This is a genomic window from Oceanobacillus senegalensis (assembly GCF_900176885.1).
In the GTDB taxonomy this organism is placed as follows: Bacteria; Bacillota; Bacilli; order Bacillales; family Amphibacillaceae; genus Oceanobacillus; species Oceanobacillus senegalensis.
The window spans coordinates 2,211,809-2,223,470 of the sequence record NZ_LT839648.1 but is presented as its reverse complement, the minus strand read 5'-3'; the positions used below and the strand labels follow the sequence as shown (position 1 = coordinate 2,223,470).

General features: G+C 34.3%; 18 protein-coding genes. 6 read left to right on the top strand and 12 right to left on the bottom strand.

The window, feature by feature from the left end; translation table 11 throughout:
- Positions 1 to 163: 163 nt before the first annotated feature.
- The 6 genes from CAO17_RS10820 to CAO17_RS10795 all read right to left on the bottom strand — a co-directional run bounded on the left by CAO17_RS10820 (position 164) and on the right by CAO17_RS10795 (position 2,334).
- Positions 164 to 382 (bottom strand): spore germination protein, encoded by a 219-nt coding sequence (locus CAO17_RS10820; protein ID WP_085992769.1) that lies wholly within the window; start codon positions 380 to 382, stop codon positions 164 to 166.
- A gap of 199 nt (positions 383 to 581) precedes the next feature.
- Positions 582 to 974, bottom strand: a complete 393-nt coding sequence (locus CAO17_RS10815) for a spore germination protein GerPE (protein ID WP_085992768.1) — start codon at positions 972 to 974, stop codon at positions 582 to 584.
- 15 nt (positions 975 to 989) lie between these two features.
- A complete protein-coding gene (locus CAO17_RS10810) occupies positions 990 to 1,175 on the bottom strand; it encodes a spore gernimation protein GerPD (RefSeq protein WP_085992767.1) in 186 nt (61 codons plus the stop codon).
- A 3-nt stretch (positions 1,176 to 1,178) separates the two neighbouring features.
- Positions 1,179 to 1,760 (bottom strand): spore germination protein GerPC, encoded by a 582-nt coding sequence (gerPC, locus tag CAO17_RS10805; RefSeq protein WP_179151936.1) that lies wholly within the window; start codon positions 1,758 to 1,760, stop codon positions 1,179 to 1,181.
- Between the two features lie 141 nt (positions 1,761 to 1,901).
- Positions 1,902 to 2,108, bottom strand: coding sequence for a spore germination protein GerPB (locus CAO17_RS10800; RefSeq protein WP_085992765.1), 207 nt, complete (start codon positions 2,106 to 2,108; stop codon positions 1,902 to 1,904).
- 13 nt (positions 2,109 to 2,121) lie between these two features.
- Positions 2,122 to 2,334 carry a spore germination protein gene (locus CAO17_RS10795; protein ID WP_085992764.1) on the bottom strand — a complete coding sequence of 71 codons (213 nt, stop codon included), beginning with the start codon at positions 2,332 to 2,334 and terminating at the stop codon, positions 2,122 to 2,124.
- Between the two features lie 117 nt (positions 2,335 to 2,451).
- Between CAO17_RS10795 and CAO17_RS10790 the strand changes: the two genes are divergently transcribed.
- The 3 genes from CAO17_RS10790 (at position 2,452) to CAO17_RS10780 (ending at position 5,862) form a co-directional block, all read left to right on the top strand.
- On the top strand, positions 2,452 to 3,621 hold the full coding sequence (locus tag CAO17_RS10790; protein ID WP_085992763.1) for a DUF418 domain-containing protein: 1,170 nt from the start codon (positions 2,452 to 2,454) through the stop codon (positions 3,619 to 3,621).
- Positions 3,622 to 3,735: 114 nt separating this feature from the next.
- Positions 3,736 to 4,095, top strand: coding sequence for a DUF1516 family protein (locus CAO17_RS10785; protein ID WP_085992762.1), 360 nt, complete (start codon positions 3,736 to 3,738; stop codon positions 4,093 to 4,095).
- A gap of 270 nt (positions 4,096 to 4,365) precedes the next feature.
- On the top strand, positions 4,366 to 5,862 hold the full coding sequence (locus CAO17_RS10780) for an alpha-amylase family glycosyl hydrolase (RefSeq protein WP_085992761.1): 1,497 nt from the start codon (positions 4,366 to 4,368) through the stop codon (positions 5,860 to 5,862).
- 311 nt (positions 5,863 to 6,173) lie between these two features.
- Here the strand turns inward: CAO17_RS10780 and yppF are convergent, their stop codons facing one another.
- Positions 6,174 to 6,395 carry a YppF family protein gene (gene yppF / locus CAO17_RS10775; RefSeq protein WP_085992760.1) on the bottom strand — a complete coding sequence of 74 codons (222 nt, stop codon included), beginning with the start codon at positions 6,393 to 6,395 and terminating at the stop codon, positions 6,174 to 6,176.
- Positions 6,396 to 6,597: 202 nt separating this feature from the next.
- Entirely contained in the window at positions 6,598 to 7,464 is an 867-nt protein-coding gene (locus CAO17_RS10770) for a DegV family protein (RefSeq protein WP_085992759.1), read from the bottom strand.
- A 182-nt stretch (positions 7,465 to 7,646) separates the two neighbouring features.
- Here CAO17_RS10770 and CAO17_RS10765 point away from each other — a divergent pair, with 182 nt between their 5' ends.
- Entirely contained in the window at positions 7,647 to 8,489 is an 843-nt protein-coding gene (locus CAO17_RS10765) for a YitT family protein (protein WP_085992758.1), read from the top strand.
- Between the two features lie 18 nt (positions 8,490 to 8,507).
- Positions 8,508 to 8,879 (top strand): hypothetical protein, encoded by a 372-nt coding sequence (locus tag CAO17_RS10760; protein WP_085992757.1) that lies wholly within the window; start codon positions 8,508 to 8,510, stop codon positions 8,877 to 8,879.
- Between the two features lie 87 nt (positions 8,880 to 8,966).
- Here the strand turns inward: CAO17_RS10760 and CAO17_RS10755 are convergent, their stop codons facing one another.
- The 4 genes from CAO17_RS10755 to CAO17_RS10745 all read right to left on the bottom strand — a co-directional run bounded on the left by CAO17_RS10755 (position 8,967) and on the right by CAO17_RS10745 (position 10,689).
- On the bottom strand, positions 8,967 to 9,230 hold the full coding sequence (locus tag CAO17_RS10755; RefSeq protein ID WP_085992756.1) for a NifU N-terminal domain-containing protein: 264 nt from the start codon (positions 9,228 to 9,230) through the stop codon (positions 8,967 to 8,969).
- A gap of 145 nt (positions 9,231 to 9,375) precedes the next feature.
- Positions 9,376 to 9,567 (bottom strand): DUF3813 family protein, encoded by a 192-nt coding sequence (locus CAO17_RS10750; protein ID WP_085992755.1) that lies wholly within the window; start codon positions 9,565 to 9,567, stop codon positions 9,376 to 9,378.
- Positions 9,568 to 9,711 (bottom strand): hypothetical protein, encoded by a 144-nt coding sequence (locus tag CAO17_RS21050; RefSeq protein WP_179151935.1) that lies wholly within the window; start codon positions 9,709 to 9,711, stop codon positions 9,568 to 9,570. It lies immediately after the preceding gene.
- Between the two features lie 147 nt (positions 9,712 to 9,858).
- Positions 9,859 to 10,689, bottom strand: a complete 831-nt coding sequence (locus CAO17_RS10745) for a Cof-type HAD-IIB family hydrolase (protein WP_085992754.1) — start codon at positions 10,687 to 10,689, stop codon at positions 9,859 to 9,861.
- 171 nt (positions 10,690 to 10,860) lie between these two features.
- Here CAO17_RS10745 and CAO17_RS10740 point away from each other — a divergent pair, with 171 nt between their 5' ends.
- On the top strand, positions 10,861 to 11,622 hold the full coding sequence (locus tag CAO17_RS10740; RefSeq protein WP_085992753.1) for an alpha/beta fold hydrolase: 762 nt from the start codon (positions 10,861 to 10,863) through the stop codon (positions 11,620 to 11,622).
- Positions 11,623 to 11,662 lie beyond the last annotated feature (40 nt).

The following is an 11,662-nucleotide window of genomic DNA, read 5'->3' as shown; positions in this document are numbered from 1 at the left end:
GTGGGGGATGAAAGAAAACCCCCACTGATTGAGGTTCACTTTATGGTGTATTTGCGAATTTGAAGAATCAATCCTTCTTGGATGTTATAAAAAAGATGACATAAATAATAGCATGCAGAAGGAATTCCTATTACGCATGCTATTATTTATGTCTTTAAACTTCTTATGCATTTCCAGTTTGCGTTTGATCGGCTAAATCTGGGTCTAATGTGCGAGTAGTGCTATATCCATTGTTTGTATTGATAAAATCTCCGGTATTTAATCCTCCTGACCCAGCATTAGTTTTGGAAGTGCTCTTTGGCGACAAGTAGAATGCATCCCCAAAATTAATAACCCCACCGCCAACATTGTTTATTTTGATAGGTCCAACAATCGATGGCATTTTAACACCTACTTTATCACGTGATTAACTGGCTGACCGACAAAAATGCCGCGTCCTTTAGCATTGTCGGCACTAGATAACCCCCTGTTCAAGAGTTTGAGATATTTCAAGAAATATAAGTGGGGGCGGGCAGCCAATAAACTCCTGATTTACTTTATATTCACTATATTGTTAAACTATGAAAGAATGTAATATGTTGTTAACCTTCATCTTCATCTTCGTCTTCTTCTAGTATAATCCGGAAGTGTTTTATTCTTGCTTCAGATGAAATGTGGTTAATATTACCTACTTGGAAAATAGATGAAGTACTTAAGGCTAATAAATATACTTGCTTGACATGAATGGTAGGGTTGTGATGAAAGGTTATTTTTTGTACGTTTGAAGTTGGTTGGTAATCTGGCCAGTTAGCTTTTCTTTGGAAAATTGGAAAATTCTCGAACTTTAAATCACCTTGAAAGGTTTCCCCTTCTTTTTGGACTGCGATTCCTTTCATCTTAGGTTGTACTTGATGTGTATCGCCAAGATTGAGAATGGAGCTGCTTGAGATAGCGGTCACATTTATTTGAGTCACGTCGGATGTACGCTTTTGCAATCATTTCACCCCAAATTATCTTGTAGTAATTCCGAAGAGTGGTACTAAGTTTCCAACCTTATAGCTCTCAGGTGGCGTGTCAAAAAAAGATGATAGTACGATTGATTCATTATCTCCGATTAAAAACACGGAGGAGGCTCCAACGCTGTCAATTTCTACTTTTTCAACACAAAGCCCCCAATTATGAACTTCCATAATCATCTATTATTCTCCCCTCCAGTTATTTATATATTGAGATAAGGAATGGTGAATTTCTTCCTTAATTTGTTCATCAATGTAATTTCTGAATTCTTCATCATTTGTTATAGATTGGTTATTTTTTGCTTGCTCATTATAATAAGTTATTCGCTCAGGGAGTTGTTTTTGAATATCCTGTAGTAAGAGTATTTCATGGGAATCATCAATTTTTTTGTTATAATTTTTAGCAATATCCCTGATGATAGATGGTCCTTCCTTTTGGAACCAGGATTGTAATTCTGAAGCTAATTGTTGATGCAATGGTGTTGTTTTATTTACTGGGACAGCCTGGTTTGAGTGTCCTAATGCTAAGTCATCCATATTTTGTATATCTTCAGGGGTGAGGCCAATATGCAATGAACCGGATAGGGTTTCAATCTTTAATTGATCAAATTTATATTCTATCCTTTCAATATTCGTGCTGTTATGGTCCTGTTGTTTAGCCTCAAGTGCTTGGATTCGTTCCTCTAGTTCTTTGATTTTAGCATCCTGATATTGGATGTATTGTTGGATTTCATGCATGTATTGACTCCAATTGTTGCCATACATAAAGAGTGCCCCCTGTCTTAAGAGTCTTTTATTCTTAAAGTCCCATGTTATTATATGAGTAGACTCTATCTTATATGTGATTCTTAACAGCATTAGACAGTTGCCTATATCAGTCTATGCAAAAATGTGCTGTACGTGTTTTCATTGAGGAGAGAGAGGGACAAGGGGCGGATCAACAATATCTTGAGGAATTGCCTGTTCGGCTAATTCTGTAAAACCACCAGTATTATGGATGTCGGATTGGGATTGTATGCTTCCAGTACTACCTATTTGTACGACAGATGAATTCGTAATGGATCCAATCTTTAATAAATGGATATTTATGGTTTGGTGAATAGTAATGTTCATCGTATCACCCCAACTAATTTACAGGCTGATCCAATTTATCTGTATCATTTATATACGTATAGGAATCGTTAACATTTATTCGAATTCCACTACCGGTATTGAAGGATCCGCCTCCTGCATATGTTTTTGCATTACTGATTGGTGCCATCGAATAAACATCTCCAATATTAAAAATGCTTGAAGAGGATACGCTAGTTACTTTAACTGCTCCAACTTTTGCAGGCATACAAAATCCTCCTTTGCTATAGTTTATGTTGTATCCTAGAAATGTTGAAAAGTAATTAACTTTTCATATTCTCTAATTAAAATAAGGGATTGGATTTTTAGAAAGGAAAAGGTATGAATGAATAATGATGTTTCCCCTATACAAGAAGGTAAGCGTCTTGAATGGATTGATGCAGCAAGAGGGTTTGCTATATTCGGAATTTTTATTGTTAATATTGGTGCATTTGGTGCTCCGTACTTTTTATACGGGGGACAGATGGAGATATGGATGTCTGATATTAGTCAGTGGACACTTGAAATAATTGATATATTTTTCCAGGCAAGTTTTTATACATTATTCTCCATACTGTTTGGATTTGGGATACAAATGATGAAAGAACGGACTTTTGTAAAGGGGATACCGGTTTATCCATTCCTAGTTAGAAGGTTAACTATTTTGTTTGCCATGGGAGCGATTCATGCCTTTCTAATATGGCATGGGGATATTCTTTTAACATATGGGTTTGTTGGTATTATCTTATTGTTATTTTTGAAGCTTGAAGCAAGAACAAAGCTGATTGTTGGTTTCATATTACTAAGTGGAAATGTTGTCTTTATAACATTCCTGTCCTATTTATCAAGAAATTATTTAAGTATTGGAAATGAAGCTAGAATTGACCAAGCCTTTTCCAATTATCAAAGCAACAGTTTATCCATAATTTGGATGCAAAACTATCAAGATTGGATGTATTCCAACACTCCTTTAACTATTTTCTTTTTAACTCTTGTATTGTTACCTCTTTTTTTATTTGGAATGTTTTTGGCAGAGAAGAGATGGCTACATGAACCAAATAAACATAAATCTATTTTATGGAAACTGTGGACTATTTCATTCGTTTTATTTATTGGGTTAAAACTTGGCCCTTACCTATTGGGAAATCCGAGGTGGTTTTCCTTTGCCCAGGATAATGTAGGTGGGACGTTTTCCGCATTATTCTATATTATTTCTATAACTTTGATTGCAGGAAATAAAAAGGGACAAAAAATCATTAAGCCGTTTACGTATGTTGGAAGAATGGCATTGTCGAATTATATTTTCCAATCGATTATTTGTTTTATCCTCTTTTATGGTATTGGCTTTGGTTTATATGGAAAAGTTAGTCCCCTTTTGGGAGTATTAATGGTTTTTATTATTTATACCTGTCAGATTCTTATTAGTAAATGGTGGGTGAGTAGATTTCGTTTTGGACCACTTGAATGGATATGGAGGAGTCTAACCTATTGGTATCGACAACCACTTCGGAAATAAGTTTTAAAAGGACAACATTTAAAATATATCTAGTTAGTTAACAAATGACCTTTTAAATTTAACATGTTATGATATCGATAGTAAATTTCTTGAAATTAAAAGGGAGGATACATAATGACACACATGCACATTACTTCTTGGGTATTAGGCTTTATTTTATTTATAGTAGTGATCGCTCTGCAAAATCAAGGGAAAGCAAAGCCCGCAAAAATCGTTCAGATGATTTTAAGACTTGATTACTTATTTATTTTGTATACTGGTGGAGATTTATTAGGAGGTTACTTTGCAAGTATCCAGATGCCATTATTTGCTGAGGCGATAACCAAAGCAATAGCCGGAATTTGGTTAATTGCTGTTATGGAAATGATATTGGTTAAAAAAGCTAAAGCAAAACCTGCAAAGGCTGGGTGGATTCAATTTGTGATTGCACTCATTATTGTCTTAGTATTAGGCTTTATTCGTCTACCTATGTAATTGCTGTCGAAGGCTAATTGACAGTAAAATTAAATTTTACTTTATCGGATCATGAAAAAAGGTTGCCTAAATTTGGGCAACCTTTTCCTTTTTCAAGTAGTGAAAAAAATTGTGGAGGTATAGTTTTGTCTAGCTTCAATGTATAGGACAGATGCAATTTTTGTATTAAAAAGTGAATCCTTTTTAACAATATTGGAATTCATGTTGACTATTTCCTTGATTGGTTAATAATAGAAGCAGTAACACATTTTGTTGGTGGGGGAACGTTTAATGAAAAAATTAATAAGTATAGTTTCAATTATTAGTATCTTTTTTCTTGGATGGAATCCAGCTACATTGTATGCAGCAGAAGAAGAAATCCAGGAAGAGTTTATTTATTCTATTTTAATTGACCGGTATAACAATGGCGATCACTCCAATGATGAAGGGGTTAACACGGATGATCCGCTAGCCTATCATGGTGGTGATTTTCAGGGTATTATTGATAAATTAGATGATTTAGTTGAAGTAGGAGTTACAACCATTTCACTTTCACCAATCATGAATAACTCAGAAAAAGGCTACCATGGTTATTGGGTCGAGGACTTTTATGAAGTAGAAGAACAGTTCGGTACGTTAGAAGAATTTAATTTATTAATAGAAGAAGCACATAAACGAAATATTAAAGTAGTAATGGAATTTATGGCGAATTATGTGTCACCTAATCATCCATTTGTACAGGATTCTGAAAAAGAAAACTGGATTCTAGATAATCAAGAAATAGAGGGACCAAAATGGACAAGTGGAGCAAAGGCTCTAAATCTTGATAATACAGAAGTACAAGAATATATAACAGATGTTGCAAAATATTGGATGGAAGAAACAGATATTGATGGATTACATTTTCAGGCTATTGATCAAATACCAATAGATTTTTTGGAGGCCTTAACAAGTCAAATTAGGGAAGAAAATCCTGGCTTCTATTTACTTGGAGATACATTGATTACGGATGAAAATTCGGAAGTGATACTAGAAAATACAGAGATTCAAGTAATCGATAACCCTCCTTTAACAGAAGTGATGGTAGAGACTTTTTCAAAGGTCAATCAAGATGTATTGAATATTTATGAAGTATGGGAATCTAGTAATAATCAGGTACCATTGTTAGCAATGGATGATATGTACTCGAAGCGATTCACGCAAGAATTAGCTGAAGGGGGACGAAATGCACTTACAGCGTGGAAATTGGCGTTAACTTATATGTTCACAACCCCAGGAATACCATCTATTTACCAAGGGTCCGAAATCCCGATGTATGGCGCTAATGCAGAAGAAGCGCAACAATTAGTACGATTTAATAGTGGAGATTCAGATTTACAGGAATTCTATCATCAAATTTCATCACTAAGGAAGCAGTTTCCTGCATTGCAATTTGGAGATTTTGAATTAGTTGGTTCTAGTAATGCAATGAGTGTATTTCGCCGTTCCTATAACGGAGAAACGTTTTATATTGCAATAAATAATAGTAGTGAGTCACAGGATTTAGCTGTAACAAATTTAGACTCTGGTTTGCAATTAAGAGGTTATCTCGGTGATAATCTTGTACGTGAAAATGATGAGGGAGTATACCGTATTGGTTTAGCTCGTGAGACTGCAGAAGTATACCATGTACAGCCAAATACTGGTTTGAATTGGACATTTATTAGCTTTGTTGGTGGTGTATTTTTAATCTTTATTGTGGGTGTCATTTATTTAAGCATGAAACAAAGAAAGCGTGAAATAGGATAAGTCCTTTTCCTATATAATTCCTATTTTAACAATGGAAAGGTGGAGGTGTAGTGGAATGTTAGGCTTAATCGTTTTCACATTAGCTGCATGCGTAACGCTTAGTTCTATTATTTTAAGTGAGGTTTGGAGTTAAAAAAATAGTGAGGTTGGGACATAATCAAAGTGTTTAATGCGAAAGAGTAGTCCCAGCCTCGTATTTTTTGTTGCCCTTAGAAAAACTATTTTTGATTAATAAAAAGAAGGTATCATGTCAGATACCAATCATATCCTAAACAAATTTTGCAAAATGTAGAAGCACTAGAAAAAGTACGTTAAAAACTGTAGTGATACTGCTTTATTGGTCGTTCTTCAATATACTCAAAAGCGGATACTGCTCCTTTCTTATGTAGATAGGTAAAAATATGGCGATAATCTTTAATATTGATTTCGCCAGCAATGTATTTGTATTGGAAATAGTCAAGTAAATTATTCACGGAATCTGGAGTGTGGTTTCGTTCGGTGATAAACATATCTACTAAATCATGTATGAGCATGGTTATTCCCCCTTAAAAGATAACTTTCTCGTTATATATTTGTATATATATGATGAGAAATTTTTAATCATGCTTTTTTTGAAGAAAAAGTAGTTTAAACTACTAAAAGATAGGGTATAGTATTTTATTTACTGTATACATTAGAAAACAAAAAAGCTTGCTTTCTAATTAATATCTTAGATGTAAAGCAAGCTTTTTGGATTTATTTATCAGGTTTATTAGAAAAGAATAAAGCGATAGTTCCAGGACCAGCATGTGCACCAATAGCTGCTCCAACCATTTCGATGACAATATTTTCTTCACGTACGTTAAACTTTTCCTGTAACATGGATGCTAATTGTTCAGCACGCTCGCGGTCATCCCCATGACTGATACCAATGACTTGATTTGTAAGGTCTGCACTTCTTTCTCCCATTAAATCAAGCATTCTACCAAGTACCTTTTTGGAACCACGAATTTTTTCAAGGGGGATTAGCTTTCCGTCCTCCACGTGAAGAAGTGGTTTTATTTTAAGTAGAGATCCGACGAAGGCTGCCGTTTTGCTAACTCTACCACCACGATATAAATATTCTAAATCGTCAACTGTAAAAATATGCTCCATGTGTTCAGCATGAAATTTTATGTCATCCATGATTTCTTGGAGTGAAGCACCTTTTTTTGCTTGTTTTGCGGCATGTAAAACAACTAAACCATGGCCAAGCGAAGCACATTTCGTATCTAATACATGTATAGGAGCATCAGGATATTTTTCTTTAACTTCTTTTTCTACCATTTTAGCGGTTTGAAAGGTCCCAGATAATTGAGAAGAAAATGCAATGTATACTAATGGTTGATTTATCTCAGCATAGGAGGTAAAGACCCGTTTAAACGTTTGTGGAGATACCTGGGAAGTCTTAGGTGTTTTCCCCTCTCTCATAGAATCATATACCGTTTTAGGTTCAATTGTTTTTCCATCCTCATATTCTATTTCATCTAAATTTACTGTTAAGGGTACCATTTCAATATCAAATTCGTTATAATGTTCTTCGGTTAAATCACATGCAGAATCCGTGAGTATTTTAATTGTCATATATTTTCACCTGCAATCAATAGTTTCATCTCTTTCATTTTAAGTGTATAGTGATACAGAAAATTAGTCAAAGTTTAGGATATCTTTGATCTTCCTATTTTCATTTAGTGATTGATTATGGAAGTGTAATTAATTAAACGGATTTAATGGATGTTTAGAAAATGAACTAAGGAGAGTTTGCTATGTTTATGGTTGAGGCAAAACGTATTTTTATTGTTATCCTAGGGGGATTATTAAATGCGATATCGCTGAACTTCTTTCTAATCGAAGCGAATGTGTATGCAAGTGGATTCACCGGTGCTGCACAAATAATCGCGAGCATATTTAATGATTTTCTAGGGATTGGTTTAAGTACAGGGATTATTTTATTCTTACTAAATGTCCCCGTTTTGATATTAGGGTGGTTTAAAGTTGGAAAAGGGTTTACAATTTATAGTATTGTATCGGTTGTGTTTTCCACTCTTTTTCTTGAAATTTTACCTGTAATGGGTTTGTCTGATGATATAATCCTAAATGCTGTTTTTGGTGGGGTTTTAGCCGGAGTAGGTATTGGACTTACCTTAAAGCATGGGGCGTCTACAGGTGGAATGGATATTGTTGCTATGATTTTGTCCCGAATGAAGGATAAGCCAATAGGTAATTACTTTTTAATTATGAACAGTGTAATCATTGTATTAGCTGGAATACTTTATGAGCCAGAAAATGCGTTGTATACGATGTTAACCCTTTACGTATCAACGAGAGTAATTGATGCTCTCCATACTCGTCATGAAAAAGTAACAGCCATGATTATTACACATAAAGCGGAAGAATTGCAAAAGGCTATTCATAATCGTTTAGTCAGAGGAATAACGATACTTCCAGCTGTAGGAGCGTATACAAAAACAGATAAGAATATGCTATACCTAGTAGTTACAAGGTATGAGTTATATGATTTGGAATCCATTATTTATGACGTTGATCCCGAGGCTTTTACAAATATAGTAGATACGGCAGGGATTTATGGATTCTTTAGACGTGATTGAAAATCGGAGGGAGAAGATATGAAATATTTTCTTTTAATTTGTTGTATGGCCATTCTATTAGTTGGTTGTAATAACGTTGATGAAGAAGCAGCTACGTTTGAATTAAGAAATGTGGATGTAAATGTAGATAACAAGAAAGTACATGTAACAGCAGAAGCAAACGTATCCGGTTCAGAAATTTATTATCGAATGGAACAGGGGGAAGAAGTTTTAAAAGAAGAACAAAAAGTGGAAGTAGACAAAGATACATGGGTTGACATCGAAATTAAATCAATTATTACGGAGCGAGTAGGGAAGAGTGAGGAACCTCCAGTCATTGTAATCTATTCAAAAGATGGAAAAGGTAAAATGTTAAATCCGAACTATATACCGATTGATATCCAAAGTTAAATAATAAAAAAGAAGAGCTAATAAAGCATTGAAATTTACTGGCTTTTTAGCTCTGCTTTTGTTATGTATAATTCTATATTACAAAATTTAATACCCGTATTTTTCCATAATTTCTGTTACTTTAGGTGTAAGGCTATCCCACTCCACATCAAATTGTTTATTAATGGTAATAAAATTTTGATATCCAAAAACATTATCTACACCATCTATTTTCATTAAGTCGTTTAATATTGCATGCTCACTTGTATCACCAGGCATAACGGAAACACTTGAAGTTCCTTCGAAAATAATACTATCTGTTGTAAATTTCATGGCATTTGGGTTTGGAGTACTTTCTACTCGAATACTCATAATTCATTCCACCTTCTTCTTTCATTGTTATCTCTATATTAGCAGATTCTGAGGTTGGAATAAAGTAACATCCCCACCCTTATAACAAGGATGAGGATAGGTGCTTAGGAAAATTCCCGAACTCACCGTAAGCAATATGCAGAGGTTATTTTAATTGGTTTTGCTGTTTTAATTGCTGCTCAAGCTGTTGTAATTGCTGTTTTTCTTCAGGAGAAGCTTCAGCATATGCTGATTGAATTGCATTCTGTGCAGCTTGTTTTTCGGCTTCATTGGTACCATTCATTTTCATTAAGTTATTAACCGCATTCTTTGCTTGTTGGAATAAATTGTTTTGCAATTAAAACCCTCCTAATGTGTCTGTATCATTCTTTTCTCTGTTTCGTTCGGACAATGTGGAACGATAGGGGAATCTTTCAGCATGCTTTCTAACGGAGTCAGCCCCTTGCTGTATAAATCGTTTTGATTTACTTCTTTTTCCCAAACTAATTCCTCCTTCAGAGATTCAGAATCAATTGGAAAACCTGAAATTTTGTCCTAACTCCAAACTCATGCTCAAAAAGTAAAAGTGAACGCTTTTGAAACGTTCACTAATAGTATGACTGATAATTAAATTTATAAGCATGGTAAACTATACCGATTTTATGTTCAATTGCAAATAATTTTCTAAGAATTCTCCAACACCATCTTGTTCATTTGTATTGGTGACATGATTAGCAATTTGCTTTAATTCATTAATTCCATTTTCCATTGCTACGCCAACACCAGCATAATCAATCATTTCTAAATCATTATCTTCATCACCGAATGCGATAATATGATCTTTAGGTATATTAAAGTAGTGGGCAATTTTCTGTAGGCCGACCGCTTTATTCATACCTTTTTTAACAATCTCAATGACATTATAAGGTGCACCCCATTTTCTATGTTCAATCAATTCGGCATGATATTCTGTTAAATGATTCCGTAATCTTAAAATATCCTCTTCTTTTGGATAAATAAGAAGGGAAGTCGGATCCTCTTTTAATTTATGTTTTAGGTTTCCAATGGTAATTGGTGTATCATCTTTTGACTCGTGAAAGATCTCTAATATCTTTTCATCGTACTGATCAAGGTATACATTGTCCATAATTTCAGCAAGAATATTATGGACTTCTAAATCATAACACGCATCAATAATTTGCCTGGCGGTGCGTATAGGCATTGGGTTATGGAGAACATCCCATTTTCTATCTGTAGGATGATGGATAAGAGCTCCGTTAAAATTTACCATCGGTGTATCTAACTGAAGTTCATGATAATAACCAATGCTTGCACGATGTGGTCTACCCGTTGCAATGACCACGATATGACCTTCTTGAATCGCAGTTTGGACAGTACACTTTGTACGGGGACTAATTACCTTTTGATCTGTTAATAGCGTTCCATCTAAATCTAAAGCAATTAAATGTCTTTTTTTCATCACATTCACCTCATATGCCCTAAGTTTATAGTGCAAAACCTTACATGTAAAGTTATTTTTTGTTAAAAGCTTGTTAAAGTTGTAAATAATTAGTTAAGATAGTACATGTATGCTTGAAAAGATGAATTCCCTTTAAAATAGAACTATTATAATGGCAAGGAGAGACGCAAAATGATTGGCGTATTGAAAAAAGAAATAAATCAAATACCTAGCTTAATCGTAGTAGATTTAGTGGAGGAAAAACAAAAATTACCACTTATCATATATCAACACGGATTTACTAGTGCAAAGGAACATAACCTAGATTTAGCCTATTTACTTGCTGAGAAAGGCTTTCGCGTAATCCTTCCTGATAGTTTACATCATGGAGAACGGGAAAATGGTATTTCACAACTTAATCGAACCATTGCTTTCTGGGATATTGTAATGCAAAATTTAAAAGACATTCAATCCATCAAAGAATACTTTGAGGATAATGAATTAATTTTAGATGAACGAATTGGGCTTGCAGGCACTAGCATGGGGGGAATAACAACTTCAGCTGCATTAACACAATTCTCTTGGATTAATGTTGCAGCAATTTTGATGGGATCGCCGAAAATTTCCATGTTTGCCAAAACGTTAGTGGATAATTACCGTAAAATGGTAAACCTTCCAATCACAGATGAAATGCTAAATCAACTGTATGATCAGCTTAAGTCCATTGATTTATCATTAAAGGTTGAAAAATTAAATAATCGCCCGTTGTTTTTTTGGCATGGAGAAAATGATTCAGTTGTACCGTTTGATCATTCCTATAGCTTTTATGTAGAAGCAAAAAAACAATATAAACAACAAGAGCATATTCGTTACGTAAAAGAAGTAAATCGTGATCATAAGGTGAGCCGTCCAGCAAAATTGGAAACAGTAAAATGGTTTGAAACGTACCTGTAAAAAAAATTTCCCAACATTCTTAGGTGTGATTTATATCATT